Origin of the sequence: Termitidicoccus mucosus (assembly GCF_038725785.1) — a bacterium.
In the GTDB taxonomy this organism is placed as follows: Bacteria; Verrucomicrobiota; Verrucomicrobiia; order Opitutales; family Opitutaceae; genus Termitidicoccus; species Termitidicoccus mucosus.
In genome coordinates this window covers 3917338-3935291 of record NZ_CP109796.1, presented here as the reverse complement: position 1 = coordinate 3935291, position 17954 = coordinate 3917338, and the positions used below count along the sequence as shown (strand labels likewise).

Annotated in this window: 14 protein-coding genes; 9 read left to right on the top strand and 5 right to left on the bottom strand. The window is 66.4% G+C overall.

The annotated features are described in order from the left end of the window. The first annotated feature begins 99 nt into the window (after positions 1–99). From OH491_RS13860 to OH491_RS13830, 7 genes are all read left to right on the top strand, one after another. Positions 100–1206 (top strand): TlpA family protein disulfide reductase, encoded by a 1107-nt coding sequence (locus OH491_RS13860; RefSeq protein WP_084442261.1) that lies wholly within the window; start codon positions 100–102, stop codon positions 1204–1206. Positions 1207–1673: 467 nt separating this feature from the next. Next, on the top strand, positions 1674–3086 hold the full coding sequence (locus tag OH491_RS13855; RefSeq protein ID WP_334319382.1) for a hypothetical protein: 1413 nt from the start codon (positions 1674–1676) through the stop codon (positions 3084–3086). Between the two features lie 217 nt (positions 3087–3303). After that, the gene (locus OH491_RS13850) at positions 3304–4341 is read left to right on the top strand and encodes an AAA family ATPase (RefSeq protein WP_068770729.1); all 1038 of its coding nucleotides are present in this window, start codon (positions 3304–3306) and stop codon (positions 4339–4341) included. Between the two features lie 65 nt (positions 4342–4406). Beyond that, positions 4407–6119, top strand: coding sequence for a hypothetical protein (locus OH491_RS13845; protein WP_068770730.1), 1713 nt, complete (start codon positions 4407–4409; stop codon positions 6117–6119). Beyond that, positions 6116–7162 (top strand): ABC transporter ATP-binding protein, encoded by a 1047-nt coding sequence (locus tag OH491_RS13840; protein WP_084442262.1) that lies wholly within the window; start codon positions 6116–6118, stop codon positions 7160–7162. Before OH491_RS13845 ends, OH491_RS13840 begins: the two co-directional genes overlap by 4 nt. A 163-nt stretch (positions 7163–7325) precedes the next feature. Next, positions 7326–8873 carry a hypothetical protein gene (locus tag OH491_RS13835; protein ID WP_068770731.1) on the top strand — a complete coding sequence of 516 codons (1548 nt, stop codon included), beginning with the start codon at positions 7326–7328 and terminating at the stop codon, positions 8871–8873. Between the two features lie 17 nt (positions 8874–8890). Then, a complete protein-coding gene (locus OH491_RS13830) occupies positions 8891–9790 on the top strand; it encodes a DUF58 domain-containing protein (protein WP_334319383.1) in 900 nt (299 codons plus the stop codon). A gap of 33 nt (positions 9791–9823) precedes the next feature. On the opposite strand, the gene metF is transcribed toward OH491_RS13830, so the two are convergent. The 3 genes from metF to OH491_RS13815 all read right to left on the bottom strand — a co-directional run bounded on the left by metF (position 9824) and on the right by OH491_RS13815 (position 13413). Next, positions 9824–10702 (bottom strand): methylenetetrahydrofolate reductase [NAD(P)H], encoded by an 879-nt coding sequence (gene metF / locus OH491_RS13825; protein WP_068770733.1) that lies wholly within the window; start codon positions 10700–10702, stop codon positions 9824–9826. Positions 10703–10806: 104 nt separating this feature from the next. Further along, entirely contained in the window at positions 10807–12066 is a 1260-nt protein-coding gene (locus OH491_RS13820) for an aspartyl protease family protein (RefSeq protein ID WP_068770734.1), read from the bottom strand. Positions 12067–12069: 3 nt separating this feature from the next. Next, on the bottom strand, positions 12070–13413 hold the full coding sequence (locus OH491_RS13815) for an MFS transporter (RefSeq protein ID WP_068771151.1): 1344 nt from the start codon (positions 13411–13413) through the stop codon (positions 12070–12072). A 203-nt stretch (positions 13414–13616) separates the two neighbouring features. Here OH491_RS13815 and OH491_RS13810 point away from each other — a divergent pair, with 203 nt between their 5' ends. After that, entirely contained in the window at positions 13617–14213 is a 597-nt protein-coding gene (locus tag OH491_RS13810) for an Rrf2 family transcriptional regulator (RefSeq protein ID WP_084442330.1), read from the top strand. A gap of 162 nt (positions 14214–14375) precedes the next feature. Further along, positions 14376–15395, top strand: coding sequence for an ABC transporter substrate-binding protein (locus OH491_RS13805; RefSeq protein ID WP_068770736.1), 1020 nt, complete (start codon positions 14376–14378; stop codon positions 15393–15395). Between the two features lie 495 nt (positions 15396–15890). Here OH491_RS13805 and OH491_RS13800 read toward each other — a convergent pair whose 3' ends face one another. Together OH491_RS13800 and OH491_RS13795 are read right to left on the bottom strand one after the other, a co-directional pair. Further along, positions 15891–16763, bottom strand: a complete 873-nt coding sequence (locus OH491_RS13800; RefSeq protein ID WP_068770737.1) for a nucleotidyltransferase family protein — start codon at positions 16761–16763, stop codon at positions 15891–15893. Positions 16764–17066: 303 nt separating this feature from the next. Further along, on the bottom strand, positions 17067–17690 hold the full coding sequence (locus OH491_RS13795; RefSeq protein ID WP_068770738.1) for a DUF4202 domain-containing protein: 624 nt from the start codon (positions 17688–17690) through the stop codon (positions 17067–17069). Between the last annotated feature and the right edge of the window lie 264 nt (positions 17691–17954).

Here is a 17954-nt window from a genome sequence, read left to right as displayed (position 1 = left end):
TGCCCGGCGAGGGGAATCAACCCTTGCAAATGGCACGATGGTTTTTCAAAGGTAAACCTCCTCCCTCCCCAAACGTTAACCCTCGACCCTTGAAAAACCATGACACGACGATTCCTCGCATTCATTTTGACGGCCGCTTTTTTCTGCCCGCTGTTCTCGCAGGCTCAACAGGATGAAAAGGGAGCCCTCGCTGCGTTCACCGCCCTCTTCAACCAGGCCAAGACAAAACCGGAAGACGCTACGCTCGTGAGCCTGCGTTCGGCCGGAGTGAATTTCCTCGCCGATTTTCCAAAATCGGGCCGCGCCAACACCGTCATCAAAAACATGATCGACGTCGCGGGATTCATGTCCGGAAAAAATGACGGACCGCGCCGGCTTTCGTGGTTTTCCATGGTGCAATTTGACGTGGTCAGCAAACTCCACTCCGGCCAGCAGGTCAGCAACGACACCAAGGCCGCGCTCAGCGCGCTCGACGTGGCGATGGTCCAGGGCGAGACGCGCGAGCGCATCATCCAGCTCCAGCAGAGCGGCGGGCTCGGCCGAAGCTCCCGGGACATCCAGAACATGCTCGCCTCGTGGCGTGGAAAAATCGACGCGCTCACCGAAATGCCCGGCGGCTCCGGCCTCCGTTATCTCAAGGACCGCGAGGAAGGCTTTTATGATTTTGTCAGCCTGGTGAGCCCCGCCACGACCGAGGCGCAGTTGAACCATCTCGTCAACAGCAAGGACAGGGCGACCGCCAACTGGGCGAAGACCGAGAGCGTCTGGTTCGCCATCCGCAAGGAGCCGTTCGACCTGAAGTTCACCGAGCTCGATGCAAAGGGCAAAGGCAAGGAAATCGATTTCAAGAAACTCCAGGGCAAGGTCGTTTATCTTTATTTCTGGACCACCGACGCGAAAGGCGCGGTCGCGGACATCGACAAGATTCTCGACGTGTATTTCGACACCAGCCGGAGGAAATTCGAGGTCATCGGCGTGTGCTGCGATCCCGAGGAGAAGCGCGCCGAGGCGCTTGAATTCATCAGGAAAAACAAAATCAAGTGGCCGCAATATTTCGACGGCAAGGGCAAGGACGGCGAACTCTGCGAGAAATTCAACGTGAAGTCGTTTCCGACGGGGTTCATCTTCGATGCCAACGGCAAGCTCGGCCCGGTCAACATAAAGGGCGCGTCGTTGAAGAACGAAGTGGCCAGGCGCGTGCGATGAGCGCCGGGGCGTGGTTTATGAGAGTGTCTATCAAAATAATTGAGGAAATCAGTTTTAACACAGAGGACACAGAGCTCTGACACAGAGGACACAGAGAGAGGGGGGAATATTTTTTTCTGATTTGGCCTCTGTGACCTCTGTGGGCCGCGCTCTGTGACCTCTGTGTTAAAACTGATTTCGTTTACCTCTTCGCGTCTTTGCGTTGGTTATTTTGTCAGACGCTTTAAAACCTCTTGCCCATTCTCGGGACCTTCGGAAAAGGAGAGAAGAGCACGGGCACGATTCCGCAGACCCTGACATTATACCGATTCCCCGAGGAAATTGGATTTTTCAAATGGAGGCCGTCCCTCCGAAAGTCCCGTTCCCGTCCCAATTACCCTTGGTTGATTGGTATCAAGCGCCGTCTCGGCTCCGCCTTTTTGGCAGAGCGGATTTTTTTATGCCGGGCGGTCCGGCGGGGCTTGTAAGTGACCTGCAACAGCGCCAGTGTGCTGCCGTTCATGCAGGGCAGCAACACACAGGTATTTTGGGGCCGGGCCGTGGCGGCGGTGGCGCGGCGCGTCAACAGCATCCTGTGGGCGGAAAAGTTTGCGCCGTTATTGTTTGGCGTCGGGGCGGCTGCCGCGGTGGCGGTGTTCGCCTTGCGCAGGCTGCACGGGCCGGTGGCCTGGGGGTGGTGGGTGTTGCTGGCCGGCGTGGCCGCGGCGGCGTTTGTCGCGTGGCGGCGGGCGCGCCGGGGATTTTTTTCCCGCGCCGACGCCCGTGTGTTTCTCGAATACCAGCTCGGGCTGGATGCGGGGCTGAGCGCGGCGGAAGCAGGGGTGTCGGCTTGGCCGGCGGCAGGAGGGCGCGGGGAGGACGGGCCGGGCGGGATTTTGCGTTACCGCGTCGGCGCGCTGGCGGGCTGGACCGGCGGCGCTGCTGCGCTGCTGCTTGCGGGCGCGTGGCTGCCGGTGCCGGAATCGGCGGCGGGTCCGGTGCGTTTTTGGGAGAAACCGCCCGCGCTCGCGCAAACCGAGGCCTGGCTGGAGGAGCTGGCGAAGATGGAAATGATCGACCGCTCGTCGGTGGAGTCGCTGGAGCAGCGCGCGCGGGAACTCGCGGGGCGCCCGCTCGACGAGCAATACTCCCACTCGGCGCTGGAGGCGGCGGACGCGCTCCGGCGGCAAACCGAGGGCGCGATGGACGGACTGGCGAAGCATTTCGACACGGTGGCCGGCACGATGCGCGCGCTTGGCGACACGGCCGCGCGCGACGCGCTCACGGACGGGCAGCTTCGGGAAATGGATGCGCGGCTCGACGCGGCGTTGCACGGATTGCGCGACGGCGAACTCACGGCCGGCGGCGGGCTGGCGGAGGCATTGCGGGGGCTGGAGGGGCTCGACCCGTCTCAACTGAAAACGCTTTCCCCGGAGGAGGCCGCCGCGCTCGGGCGGAAGCTCGCGCAGGCCGGACATGTTGTGCGCGGAGTGAAAGGCGCGGCGGGCGGGAACGGCGAAAAGGCGTGGGTGGCGGGCGAAGGCGAGGGAGAGCCGGACGCGGTGCTGCTCGTGCCGGGGCAGGGCGGTGACGGCGCGCTGGCGGCGGCCGGCGGCGGCTCGCCGGCCCGCGGACGCGGCGACGCGCCGCTGACGTTTTCCGACCGGAAAAGCGATGTTGGCCCGGGCCGGGCGCAGACGGTGCGCAATGACGATTTTTCGCGCGCCGCGCTGGGCGACCGCATCGGCACGCGACAGGGCGAGCATGAAATCGACCCGGCCGCGATGCAGGGCCTGACGAACGCCGGCGGCGTGGCCGGCGCCGCGCAAGGCGGCGAGGCCGTGTGGGTGGACCGGCTGACGCCGGCCGAGCGCGAGGCGCTGAAGGAGTTCTTCAAATGAGGGGAGAAATGGCAGACATGCGCCGCGCGCGCCGTAGCGCAGTCATCCTTGCCTGCCATCGTTTTCGGCCGCGCCGCGCCGCCGTTTTTTTTAGTCACCGCGCTGCGCGCATTTGTCTGGACGGCAGGCAAGGTGCCTGCGCGACAAGGCGGCGTTTCGCGCGGCCAGCACGGGCTGGCCGTCCGGGTCCATTTTCAATCCCTGTATTCATTTTCTAATGACAAATCCTCCGCCCATCCCCGCCGTGTTGAATGATGCCGAACTCGCGTCGGCGTCGGCCTCGCTCCAGCGCCTGCTCGACGCGCTGGATGACGTGCTGTTCGGCCAGCATGAATTGATCGAGCTCGTCGTCACCGGCGTGCTGGCGCGCGGGCACATCCTGCTGGAGGGCCTGCCGGGGCTCGGAAAAACCGAGCTGGTCAAGGGCCTGGCGAAGGCGCTCGGGCTGGAGGCGCGGCGCGTGCAGTTCACGCCGGATTTGCTGCCGGGCGACATCACCGGCAACCCCGTGCTTCAGGACGTGGACGGCCAGCGACAGTTCGTGTTCCAGAAAGGGCCGGTGTTTGCGAACATCCTGCTGGCCGACGAAATCAACCGCGCCTCGCCGAAGACGCAGTCGGCGCTGCTCGAGGCGATGCAGGAGCGGCGCGTGTCGGCCGGCGGCGAGACGCACGCGCTGCCCGATCCGTTTTTTGTGCTCGCCACGCAAAACCCCATCGACCTCGAGGGGACGTATCCGCTGCCCGAGGCGCAGCTCGACCGTTTTCTTTTCAAGATCGAGGTGCGGCGGAATTCCGCCGACGTGCTCCAGCGCATCGTGCTGAACCGCGAGATCGGCGCGGAGCCGGACGTCCCCGTCGTGCTGGGCGCGGAGGAGTTTGCGCGGCTCGTCGCGCTGGCGCGGCGCGTGCATGTGCCCGAGGTTGTCGCGGCCTACATCGCGCGGCTGGTCAACGCGACGCATCCCGGCGAGTCGGCGGCGTCGGCGGGCGTGAGGTTCGGCGCGAGCCCGCGCGCGGCGCTGGCGCTGGCGGCGGCGGCCCGGGCGCGCGGATTGAGGCACGGGCGGCCGCACACCAGCTTCGAGGACGTGCAGGCGGTGGCGCGGCCGGTGCTGGTGCACCGCATTTTGCTGGAGCACACGGCGAGGCTCGACGGCGCGACGCCCGCGGGCGTGGTGGAAAAACTGCTGGCCGGGGTGCCGGTGCAATCCAAGGCGCTGCCCGATTCGCTCGCGGCGGCGAAGATCCGGTGACGCGCGCGATGAAGCATGTATTATATAATTGGATACTAATGGCGGGACGGATTTTGCCGGCGCGGATGGCCCCGCTTTTCGCGCTGCTCTTCGCCGTCATGGCGCCGGTGTTCGCGCAGGACTCGGCGACGGTTCGCGCGGACGAAGAGGTTGCGAGAATCGCGTTGGAGTCGGCCAGCCGCGCGTGGAGCGGACGCGGTTTCCTGCCGGTGACGGTGAAAATCGAAAACCACATGGAGCGCGCGGGCGAGTGGCATATCCGGTTCGAGACCGTGGAGGGATACCGTGACGGCAGGCGCGTCGGCTCGTCCGGGCGGTTCCGTCTTCCGGCGCAGTCCGCGAGCGAGGCGGTCGTGTTCGTGCCCGGTTCCGCGAAATCCGACCGGGGCGCCTACTCCTTCACGGAGGCCGCCGGCTCGGGACCCGGCGTGCCGGGCGGGGGCGGCAGGTTCTCGACCGACAGCGTCTCCGGCCCGATCATCGCGGTCACGCCCGCGCAGGAGTCTGCGGTGCGCGCGATCATGTCGCGCGACGACGGGGCCGGCTCGACGCTGGGCGCCGACATCTCGCTCAACATCTGCGCGCCCGCGCGCTGGCCGGCGGACTGGCGCGTGTGGTCGCCGTTTGATTTCGTGGCGATGGGGGCGGACGAGTTCGACGCGCTCGACGGCGCGCGCCGCGCGGCCTTGCGCGAATGGGTGGCGCTGGGCGGGACGCTCTGGCTGGTTCGGGAGCGACCGTTTCAGGTGCGGGACGCGCGGCCGTCCGGGAGTCTCGGCATGGGCGCAATCACGCCGGGCAGCGCGGAGGATCTGGTCACGGTCTGCCGCGCGAAGAAGGACGAGTGGAAAAAACAAGGCCCGCATTATGGGAGCCGCCGCCGCGCCGGCGAGTCCGACGAAGAGAGCGATTCCTGGCTGCGGGGTCCGTGGAGCCGGCTCGTCACGCTTCTGGACAACGACGATTTGGAGGCGTGGGAGGTCGAGCGCGGCACGCTGCTGCTGGTGCTGTTCCTGATTGCGTTCGGCATCGTGGTCGGGCCGGTGAACATTTATTTCCTCGCGCCGGAGCGGCGCCGCCACCGGCTGTTTCTCACCGTGCCGGCGATCTCGGTGCTCGCGTCGGTGCTGCTCGGCGCGGTGATCGTGCTGGCCGACGGATTCGGCGGCGCGGGCACGCGGCGCGCGCTCGTCGTGCTCATGCCGGGCGAAAACAAGGCGGCGGTTTTCCAGCAGCAGGTCTCGCGCACGGGCGTGCTGATCGGGAAGTCCTTCGCCATCGAGGACGACACGGCGCTGTCGCGCGAATTCCGTCACGGCGATGCCAATGGCATCCGCATGAACCGCGAGGCCGGGCGCGCGGACGGCGCGTGGTTCGAGAGCCGCAAGCGCCAGGTGCACTCGCTCTGGCGCGTCACGCCGACCCGAGCGCGGGTGGAACTCGCCGCCGGGAAAAACGGCGCGCCGCCGGTCGTGCTTTCAAGCCTGACGACCGCGCTGAACAATTTCACCTACATCGACGGCGCGGGCGAATCCTGGGGCGTGGAGGAACTCGCGCCGGGCAGGCGCACGCCGCTCGAAAAACTCAGCCCGGGCGCGGCCGCCGCCCGGTTTGCCCGGAAGATCAACCCGGGCGGAATCGAGCGCGGCCATTTCTACGCATGGGGCGGGGCGGGAGGGGCGTCCGATCTCGCCCCGCTCGGCACGCTCAAGTCCATCCGCTGGCGGGACGACACCGTCCTCTACACCGGCCGCGTGGAGGAGGCGCGCGGGCCATGAGCAACATCGCGACAACCACGACCGCCCCGCTCGTCGAGGTGCGGCAGCTCACGCGCGCGTTTGGCGCGGTGCGCGCGGTGGACGGCGTGTCGTTCACGCTGGAACCCGGGCAGGTGGTGGGCCTCATCGGCGCGAACGGCGCGGGCAAGACCACCACGATGCGCATCCTCGCCACGCTCGACCTGCCGGACTCCGGCAGCGTGCGCATCGGCGGCATCGACATCGTCGATCATCCGAACCTCGTGCGCCGCCGCATCGGCTGGATGCCGGACCACTTCACGCCCTACGGCGACACGACGGTGTTTGACTACCTCGACTTTTTCGCGCGCGCCCACGGCTATCGCGGCGTCGAACTGGAGCGGCAGGTGGCCGAGGTGATGGATTTCACCGATCTCGCGCCGTTGCGCGACCGCCCCGCCCCGGCGCTCTCGAAAGGGCAGATGCAACGCCTCTGCCTCGGGCGCACGCTGCTCAACGACCCGGAGTTTCTCATCCTCGACGAGCCCGCCGCCGGGCTCGACCCGAAGGCGCGCCTCGAGTTCAAGAACCTCGTGCGCATCCTGCGCGCGCGCGGCAAGACGCTGCTCATCAGCTCGCACATCCTGTCCGAGCTCGGCGAGATGTGCGACACGCTCGTGTTCATGGACGCGGGCCGCGTCGTGCACCACGGCGACAAGGAAAGCCTGCGGCGCCGCGACGACCCGGGCGCATCGGTATTCGATATCGTGATACACGGCGCGGGCGGCGCGGAAGCGCTGGCCGCGTGGATGCTGGCGCGCCCCGGCTGGAGGCTGGTCGAGGCGCGCCGCGACGGCGCGCGGGCGGAGTTTGCCTCGCCCGGGCCCGCGGCCATCGCGGTCGAGCTGCGCCGGCTCGCGGCGGACCTGGAGGTGGTGGAGTTCCGCCGCCAGGAGCGCAGGCTGGAGGAGGCGTTTGTGGACATGCTGCGCCGCAAGGACGGGAACGGCGGCGTTCGCCCGCCCGCCGTGCCGCCGCCGCTCCCGCCGCAAACGCCGCCGGCGGAGGAAGGAGGCGCGTCGTGACGCCTCGAAAACGCGCGAGCGACCGGGAGCGCCGCCGCACGGGCGGGCCGCCCGTGCCACTCGATCCGGCGGCGCGGCGCGCCGTCTGCCGGCAGGATGCCGGCGCTCCCAGTCGCTGCCGCGCCAATCGATGCCCCCTTTTCACTTCGCTTTTTCCCGCACCATGAGTGACGCATCCTTTTCCGCCCCTCCCGCCGTTCCCGCCGCCGCCGCGCCGCATGAACCGGCCGCGCGCGCGCCGCGCTTTGACTTCCCCGCCTGGCTGCCGCCGATGCTGGTCAAGGAGCTTCGCCAGGGACTGCGCACGCGGGCGTTTGTGGGCGCGCTCGTCGGGTTTCAATTCGTGATGGTATTCATGCTGATCGGCGCGTTTGTCGCCGAGATGGGCGCGCCGGGCGCGGCGCTGGGCACCGTCAACGCCTTCTTTTGGGGCGTGCTCGGCGGCACATTCGTCGTGCTCACGCCGCTGCGCGGCCTGGCCGGGCTGCGCGGCGAAATCACCGGGCGCAACATCGACCTGCTGCTGCTCACGCGTCTGTCGTCGTGGCGCGTCGTGCTGGGCAAGTGGACTTCGCTCATGGCGCAGGCCGCGCTGCTCGCGATGGCGCTGCTGCCCTATGGCGTGGTGCGGTATTTTTTCGGGTCGGTCGATCTGCTCGACGACCTGCTGGTGGCCGCGTGCCTGTATGGCGCCTGCGGCGTGCTGACGGCGGCGACGTTGTGGCTGTCGGCATTGTCGCCGTTTTTGCGCGTCGTGGTCGCGATTGGTTTTTTGGTGGTGATGCAGATGTCGGGCGTGGGTTTTTTTGCCATGGCGTTCCGGCGCGGTTCGCTTTTCCGGGGACTCGGCAGCGCGGACTGGCTCGTGTGGGCGCTGGTGGTTTTCGACGCGGCGCTGGTGCTGGTGTTCTGCCTGATCCAGGCGGTGCGGCAGATCGCGCCGCCGTCGGAAAACCACGCGGTTTCCACGCGCCTCATCAGCCTGCCGGGTTTCATCCCGGTGCCGTTGCTGGCGTGGTTCAGGGGCGCGGACATGGCGACGGGACAGTTCGTGTTTGCGCTGGTCGCGATGCTGCTGATGTGCGGTCTGGAGATGATGATGCGCGGCGAGCCGATGGCGGTGCAGGCGCGGGCATGGACGGGGCGCGGAGGATGGCGCGCGCTCGCCGGGCGGGCGCTCCTGCCCGGCTGGCAGAGCGCGGCGGTATTCGCGGCGGGCGGCATCGTGCTTGCGGGCGCGATGGCGCTTGTATTTCTCCGGCCCGAACTGGGGCGGCACACTTTTGGGTTCGTGTGGCTGGTCACGCAGATGTGGCCGGCGCTGGTCGGCCCGATGGTGCTGCTGGCCTTCATCCCGCGCCTGATGCGGCTCGGGTGGCTGTTCTTTCTCGCGATGCAGGCGGTCGGCGGGGTGCTGTCCGCCATCATCGTCAACATCCACGAGTTCAACGAAATCATGATGTGGATAAAGGGCGTGGGCAGCATGGTCTGCTCGATGCTGCCGGTGTGCAGTTTCTGGGTGGATGTGAAGCTGATGAACCGCGTGTCAGACTTTGATGCGTCGATTGTCATGCGGCAGGCATTGATGATGGGCGTGCTGGCGTTGCTGTACTGGTGGAAAACACGGCCCTACTGGAAGCGCGTGCGCGACTTTGCCAGGCCAGACGGAACGAGGGATGCGGGGAAGGCCGGGGAGGCGGGCCGCAAATGAGCGATGCCGCCGCCGCTTTGTCCACGGACGCCGCGCTGAAAAACGCGGAACTCGCCGCGATGCGCGAAGGAGCGCTCGCGGCGGCACGCTACCACCTGCCATTTGGCAGACAGGTGTGGCGCGGGCGGCAGGGCGCGTGGCAGGGCGCCGGCGCGGGCAGCTCGATCGATTTCCAGGATCACCGCGACTACATCCCGGGCGACGACCCGCGCCACATCCATTGGGCGGCCTACGCGCGCACCGGGCAGCTCACGATGAAGCTCTATCGCGCGGAGGTGTCGCCGCTGGTGGACGTGATGGTGGATGTGTCGGGCTCGATGACTTTCACGGCGGCAAAGGCGGCGCGGCTCGACGCGCTCGCGGCGTTTTGCGTGGCGAGCGCCGACCGCGCGGGCGCGCCGTCGCGCGTGCATTCGGTATCCGGAAGTATGATACGATCCGTGCCGGCGGAATCCGCCCGCGCGGGGCGGATCGGACGCTTTTCCACAGCAGGCAGGGACGCCGCCGCCCGTGACGCGGCGGGCTTGCCCGGCCCGCTGCCGTGGCGCGCGGGCGCGCTGAAGGTGTTCGTGTCGGACTTGTTGTTTCCGGGCGATCCGGCTCCGCTGCTTGCGGGCATGTCCGCGGGCGGGGGGCTGGCGCTGGTGTTCGCCCCCGCGCTGGAATCCGAGGCCGAGGCCCCCGGACGGGGCAACATGGAACTGACGGATTGCGAGACGGGCGGAACGCGGCGCCAGCGCATCGACGACGCGCTGGCCGCGCGTTATCGCGACGCCTACGCGCGGCATTTCGCACTCTGGCGCGAAGCGGCGCGCCGCCGCGATGTTCTGCTCGTGCGCGTGCCTTGCGAGGGTGCGCTGGTCGATGCGCTGGGCGGCGAGCCGCGGGCAAACGGCGCGGTGGAGCTGACGGGCTGAGCGCCGCCGTTCATGCCCCTTTCGGCAATCGCGTCACGCCGCCAGGCCGGCCGCGAGCGCGAGGGCGGACTTGGCGCGGTTCAGGATATACACGTGATAGCCCGGCGCGCCGTTGGCCAGCAGGTCGCGGATTTGCGCCAGCGCCCAGTCGATGCCCACCGCCTCCGCCGTGCCGGCGTCGTCACCCGCGGCTTCCAGGCGTTTCGTCAGCACCGCCGGCAGCGCGACCCCGCACATTTGCGTGAAGCGTTGCGTCTGGTTGAGTGAAAGCACGGGCATGATGCCCGGCACCACGGGCACGAGAATGCCGCGCGCGCGGCAGCGGTCCACGAAGCGGTAATAGGCGTTGTTGTCGAAAAACAACTGCGTGGTCACGAACGCCGCGCCCGCGTCCACCTTGCGTTTCAAGTTGTCCAGGTCCGCCTCCATCGACGGCGCTTCCGGATGACGCTCGGGATAACCGCCGACGCCGAGGCAGAAGTCCGGGTGGCGCGCCTTGAGCAGCGCCACCAGTTCGTTGGCGTGGCGCAGTCCGTCGGGCGCGGGCTTGAACTCCGTCGCGCCGCGCGGCGGGTCGCCGCGCAGCGCCATGATGTTGCGGAAGCCTCCGGCGTGGATGCGGTCGGCCATCCCCTCCAGTTCCGCGCGCGAATGCCCGACGCAGGTCAGGTGCGGCATCACGGTGAACCCGAGTTCCCCGCGCAGCAACGCCGACACCTGCGTCGTGCGTTCGCGCGTGCCGCCGCCCGCCCCGTAGGTGACCGACACGAAATCCGGCCTGATGCGCCGCAATGCCGTGGCCGTTTCGCGCAGCCCGGCGACGCCCGCGTCATCCTTCGGCGGGAAAAATTCCAGCGAGCGCAGGGGCCGGCCTTGGGCAAAAAGATCAGCGATGGGCAGGTCGGGAATCATTGATGAATCAACATATCAGTATTTGATGATGTATTGTAAAGAGCCAAATGTTGCGCATGCCTCAAGATAAAGCACGGCGGGCGTTGAGAGAGGGGGCTCACGACTCACGGCACCAAGTTGAATGTCGGGATGATGACCGGCGCCTCGTCGCTGCCGCGCACGAAGGTGAAGGTGATCTCGTCGGCGTGGCGCACCTGTGCGTCGAAGCGTTGCAGCGACCAGTTGGACACCGGTTCGCCGTTGATGCGCGACACGAGGTCGCCCTTTCTCACCCCTCTCGCCTCGGCGGGCGAGCCGGGCACGACGCCGAGCACGCGCCAGTAGGCGGGCGTCTTGGAAAAGCTCAGGCCCGGACTGCGCAGCGGGCCCATCGTGACGGGGGTGTCGGAGTCGCGGTAAAACAGCATCTGGTTGCGCGCGGGCATGAAGGTGACGCGGAAGTGGCACAGGATTTTCCCGCCGATGGCCGAGAGTTGGTCGGTGAGGTCGGCGAGCGGCTGCTCAAACTGGTGGCCGCCGAGATTCAGCGTGCCGGCGAGGCGGCCGATCACTTGGTTGCGGTCGCCGGTGAGCGTGCCCACGGCCGCGCCGGGACGGGGCTCGACCGAGAAGCGCGGATGCAGGCCCACGGGGTTGAGCATGAGCGGCGCGTCGCTGCCGGAGTCAATCAGCACGGCGAAGGTCTCGCCGCCGAGCTGCACGGGGATGATGGGCGTGCGCTGGTCGTTGTTGAAGGCGATCAGCCGCCCTTGCGCCGGGGGCTCGCGTCTGGCGGGCGAGATGGTCATGCGTCCGCGCGGGTAATCGAGCGTGAACACCGTGTCGCGAAACAACGGGAAACCGAGTACGCCGTCGATTTTCACGCCGAGGTGCGCGGACAGCTCGCCGCAGTTGTAGAGCAGCACGGGCACGTTCAGGAAGCGGGCGCCGCCGTTGCCGAGCTGGATCTCGCGCACGTTGCCCGACTGGAGATACGCGACCTGCCCGCTGGCCGAGCGCACGCCGACGCTCGAGGAGGAGAGCCGCGTGTCGCGCATCGCGTTGGCCTTGTAAAATTCCTCCGACACGAGCGTGACCGACGAGCCGGTGTCGATGAGGAAGCGCCATGGGCCGCGCTTGTCCCCCTTGGCCTCGACCACGAAGTGCGAGCCGATGACCTGCGACTTCACCTCGACCACGTCCGCGCGCACCTTGGTCTGGCCGGGGCGCGATTCGCGCTTGTAGAGCCGCGTGAGATTCGAGCAGCCGGAAAACGCGAGCACCAGCGCCGCCAGCAGCAGGCCGGCCGCCGCGCGCGACGCGAACACGGGGCGGCGGACCGGGGCGGCCGGGGCGGCGGGAGGGTTTTGGCGCGGGCGTGGCATTCGTTATTTTTCCGGCTGCGGCAGTCGTCTGCTTAACAGCCACGCGCAAAATGCCAGCAATGCCGCCAGCAAGTAAAGCCGGTGCGCGCTCAGCGTGAAAAAAATCACGCCTGCCGCGATGGGCGTGACCGCGCGCGCCAGCGAGCCGAGCGAGCGGTAGATGCCCAGCACGCGCCCCTGCTCCGCCGCGCCCGCGTAGAGCGAGATGAGCCCGGTGGTGGATGGATTGACCAGGCCGCCGCCGAGCGCGAGCAACCCCACGCCCGCATAAAGCACCCACGGCGCGGGCGCATAGCCCACCGCGAGAAACCCGAGCGTCGAGCATGCCAGCCCGGCCGCCAGCACGGTGGTCTCGCGCAGCCGTTTATAAAGCCGCCGCACGATCATCCCCTGCGTGAGGATCGAGCACAGCCCGAGAAAACCCATGAGCATGCCGTTGTCCCATGGACGGTAGCCGAAACGCTCCGCGCTCAGGAACACCAGCGTCGTTTCCATCGCGACAAACGCCAGCGCATACACGAACGCCACCAGGTTCACGCCGCGCACGGGCGCGTTGTCGAGCGAGAGGATTGCGCGCAGCGGATTGCGCAGCCGCGGCTCCGCCGACTGCCGCCGCGCCTCGTCCGTGAGCGTTTCCCGGAAACGCAGCCCGATCCACACGAAGTTCACCAGCGCCAGCGCGAACGCCGCCAGCGCCGACGCGGAAAACGGATTCACGCCCCACGCCGCGAGCCCCGGCCACGCATCGAGCAGATTGATGCGCGCCGTGAGCGCCCCGATGAGCGGCCCCGTCACCAGCCCGAGCCCGAACGCCGCGCCCACCATGCCCATCGCGCGCGAGCGCTCCTCGCGCGTGGTCACGTCGGCCACCGCCGCGGTGGCGACGGAAAGATTGCCGCCAAACGCCCCGCCCAGCACGCGCGCCAGCAGGAAAACCCAGAACGAGCCGCTGAAGACCCAGAGCAGGTAGCTCGCCGCAGTGCCCGCCACGGTGAAAAACAGCACCCCGCGCCGCCCGCGCCGGTCGGACAGCCCGCCCCAGAACGGCGCAAACACGAACTGGAGCACCGAGAACACCGAGCTCACCAGCCCGCCGAACAGCACGACCGGCAGATGCGAGTCATTGCCGAAAAAACGCGCCGCGGCGGCGAGTTGCCGCGCGAGTCCGCCGAGGAGGCCGCCCTCGCCGTCGATCGCAAGGTAATGCCCGAGCAAATCGGGTCCCAGCGGAAAAATGATGGAGAACCCGACCAAGTCGATGTAGAGCGTCAGGAAGATGACGCCGAGTGACAGCGGGCGTTGTTTGCCGACAGTTCGGGCGTGTTGGGCGACGTCTGGGCGATGCACGACAGGAAGCCTGCACACATGCCGTCGCCTTTGCGAACCCCAAGCGGGAAAAAACTTTGAGAAAAACGCGGCGCCACGCGGGCAGTCCGTCCATTCCACGCCGCCCCGCAGCCGGCGGCTGCGTCCCCGGCGCACCTTTTTCTCCTTTTTCACCATGAAGCGGCTTCCCAATCCATACCGCATTGATCTACATTGTCCTGACGATGAACCTCTCCAAACGCGGCGAATATGGCCTTCGCGCCATGATTGACATGGCGATTGCCCACGAGCTGGGTCGCGATTTGCTGCAACTCAGCGAGCTCGCGGAGAGCGAGAAGATCCCCGTGAAATTCCTCGAGCAAATCCTCCTCGCGCTCAAGCAGGGCGGCTTCCTCGAAAGCGTGCGCGGGAAATACGGCGGCTACCGCCTTGCCCGCCCGGCCCGTGAAATCGTCGCCGGGCAGATCGTGCGCCACCTCGACGGCCCCCTCGCGCCCATCGGCTGCGTCAGCCAGACCGCCTACGAAAAATGCTCGTGCCCGGACGAGACCCATTGCGGCCTGCGCATGCTCATGCTCGATGTCCGCAACGCCATCAGCAACATCCTCGACCGCTACACCCTCGCCGACGTGGCCGGCGTGGCGCTCCGCAAGATGCGCGCCGACAACGTCAACCTCCCCTTCGTGGTCAGCCCGCACGTGACCGGCGCGCGCGACGGCAAGCCGAAAACCCGCCGCTCCGACGCCTCGAAAAAACCCTCGCCCCTCACCACGCCCTTCGAGACCGGCCTCGGCGAATTTCTCTACCGCGAAGGCATTTGAGGCCAGGCCCATAATTTGATAACCGCGAAGGATGCGAAGGAACGCAAAGAAAGGCACCACGCCCGCTGTTTCGCGCTTCTCGTGGATGAATTGATAAAAATCCTTCGCGCTCTTCGCGTCCTTCGCGGTTTATTTAAGTCAACACCAAACCATCGACCCGCCATGATCCAAAAACACCCTCGCTTCCCCGCCTTCATCTGCGCGCTCCTGCTGCCCGCGCTCGCGTTTGTGTTCTCCGGCTGCGGCCGGAAAACCGCCGACCAGACCGTGCTGCGCGTCGGCTATTTCCCCAACATCACGCATGCGCAAGGCGTGATCGGCAGCACGCTCACCGCCGAGAAAAAGGAACAGGCGTGGTTCGAACAGCGCCTCGGCCCCGGCGTGCGCGTCGAGTGGTTTGCCTTCAACGCCGGCCCCACCGCGATGGAAAGCATGATGGTCAACTCCATCGACATGACCTACGTCGGCCCGAATCCCTCGCTCAACGCCTACATGCGCACCAAGGGCGAGGACATCCGCGTGGTCGCCGGCTCGGCCAACGGCGGCGCCGCGCTCCTCATCCGTCCCGCCGCGAACATCAACAAACCCGCCGACTTCGCCGGCAAGAAACTCGCCACGCCGCAATTCGGCAACACCCAGGACATCGCCGCGCGCGTGTGGCTCGGCGCGCAGGGCTTCCACGTCACGCAGACCGGCGGCGACGTCTCCGTCATCCCGACCGCCAATCCCGACCAGCTCGCGCTTTTCCAGCAAGGCCAGATCGACGCCGTCTGGACGGTGGAGCCGTGGGTCTCGCGCATCGAGCGCGAGGCGGGCGGCAGGGTGCTGGTGGACGAATCCGACGCGATCACCACGGTGCTCGTCGCCAGCGTGCGCGCGCTCAAGGAGAAGCCGGAATTGGTCGCGCGCTTCACCCAGGCGCATCGCGAACTCACCGAGTGGGTGAACAAAAACCCCGCCGAGGCACAGGCGCTTGTGCAGCGCGGCATCACCGAGACCGTGAAACGCGAAATCCCGCTCGACTTGGTGAAAGCGTCGTGGAAGCGCCTTCATTTCACCGCCGACGCATCCCTTCCGCCTTTCGAGAAACTCGTGAAGCAGGCGCGCGAGCTCGGTTTCATCAAAGACAACACGCCGCTCGACCGTTTCATCACCGCCGTTCCCGCGCCCGGCGCGAAATAATAAAATGCCATGGAGTCCTGCCCAGCCGGCGGCCCCGTTTTTCGCCAAGGGCATTCAGGGCATCGCCCGTATAATACCATTTTCATACTTTAGGTAGGGCGAGGCGTCCCGCCGAGCCGGAGACCAGCAACGGCTCGGCGGGACGCCTCGCCCTACCTAAAGTGTAAATTTCATTGGTAATTGGTATAATCTATTGTATTTTCGTGCTGGATTGTAATCCATTGGGTTACATCCTCGGAGGGTTTATACCAATCCGCACTCAAAATATAACAGTGCAGCCATAATGGAGGGACGGTCTCCGTGGAGTCAGTGACAGATGCGCGCGGCAGCGCGCCGTAGCGCAGGCATCCTTGCCTGCCGTCGAAACAGAAGGCGCGAAGCGCGGTGATGTATAAAGCCCAAATTCATCAGGACATTGGTATCGGCCACCATCGGGGAAATCACTGCCGAAGCAGTGGCGCCCCCGCCGCCGCTCCTATCAAGGCGTGCGTTTCCCTAAAACAATTTCGCCGGATACGCCCCCGCCTTTACCAGCGCGGCGATGGCGGCGGCGACGCGCGGTTTGTCTTCGCGGTGGGTGATGCCGAACCAGTCCGCGTCGGCCGTGAGCGCGCGCACGGTGAGCGTGCCGTGTGCGACCATTGCGGAGACCGCCGCGGGCAGATAAAACTCCGCCGACGGCAAGGCGGCGGATATTTTGAGAAATTCCGAAAACCCCGAGCCAAGTCCCTCGAAAATCCGCGGCGCGAATCCCCAGCAGTTCATCGAGACCGTCTCGTTTCCACTGAATTTTTTTCCGGGACCGACATCCGCCGGCACGATGCGGGTATGCTCGGTGATGCCGCGCAGCAAACCGCCCGGCGCGACATCGCACACGCCGCGCGAGACCGCGCCGCTTTCCGACAGCGTGCGCGAAAGCGTGAAGCCCACGAGCGCGGCCTCGTCGTCCCGCGCGCCGCGCAGAAAATCCGCGAGCCGGCGGAACGCGTCCGCCCCGTAAAAATCGTCGGCGTTGATGACCGCGAACGGCTCCCGCACGATTTCGCGCGCGCACCAGGCGGCGTGCCCCGTGCCCCACGGTTTCACGCGCTCCGGCGATGCGGCAAAGCCGGGCGGCAGGTCGTCCGGCGACTGAAATGCATAATCGACCTGCGCGCGGCCCGAATATTTCGCGCCGATTTTTCCGCGAAACAACGCCTCGAAGTCGCGGCGAATCACAAACACGACGCGCCCAAAGCCGGCGCGGATCGCATCGAACACCGAGTAGTCGAGCAGCGTTTCGCCGGACGGCCCGACCGGGTCGATTTGTTTGAGGCCGCCGTAACGCGAGCCCATGCCGGCGGCGAGGACGAGAAGGGTGGGTTTCATGGAGAAGGTGGGAAAACCAAAGGATGGAAAACGAATGTCGGGAGGAGCGGAAAATCTGAGGAGAGCCCGGGCATCCCTAAAAAAATAAATTTTAGCACCAAAGGCCGGAAAAACGGCGCGGGCTCTTTATATTGGGCAGTTTGAAAAATACATTTTAATCGCGGAAACGCGAAAGGGCTGAAGCGCGAAAAATCATGAAATCCTTTTCATATTATGACATTCCGTGTTTCCGGCATTCCGTGCTTCCGCGATTAAAATTTTCTTTTCTGGATTTTTCAAAGTGCGCTATTTTAAAAATTTCCCCTAAGGGGATTGTCTTGGAATTTGAGGTTTGGGGTCCGGGGCTTGTCCGGCCAATGCCTCGTTCACCAGTGCGCCGATTTCCGGGGAAAGGTTGATCGTCAGCGCGAGCGCCTGCGCGGCGGGCGTCATTTTGCGCCAGGTCTTGCGGATGATATCGACAAATTTCTCGCGCGGGTAATCGGCGTGTTGCGTGGCGAAGGCGTTGATTTCCTTTTCGAGAAACACGAGGCAGGCCGCGTCCTCGAGCGCCTGTGTGCTGGCGTTGACCTTGAGCCCGGTCTTGGAAACCCACACCGCGACCTCGTCCGCTTCGGCGGCGGCCACGCCGGCCTCGAGCAGCAGTTCGCGTGCGCGGTCGGCTTGTTTTTTGTAGAGCGACTTCCGCCACGAAAGATACGCGGCGCGGCCTTCGGGGTAGCTGGAGCGCGGGACCGACCAGCGTTCGAGATGCTGGCATCGCGCGCCGAGCCGGAGCAAAGGCGGGGCACCGGGCGCGAGGCGGAGGAGCCAGCGTTCCATGTTGTCCGCGTAAACAAGCTCGGCGGGATGTCCGTCGCCGGTGCGCGCCGGGTCGGCGGAGTGGGCTTGGTCGATGAGCTGGCGGGCATGTGCGTAGGCATCCATGGCGCGACCAGCTTGAGCGCGCCGTTCCGCCTTTGGCAATGCCGGGATTCCCGGGGCGGCCGGCAAAGGCTTCGCAAAGCAGCGGTATCCGCCTGGCGAGGAGCGGGCGGCAACGCGTCAACGCGTAGCCCAGGCATCCTTGCCTGCCATCGTTACCTTATCGCGCGAAGCGCGGCATTTTTCAGGAAAAGAAAAAGAGTCAGCGGCGCTTCGCGCCTTTCTTTTTCGACGGCAGGCAAAGATGCCTGCGCTACGCTCGCGCTG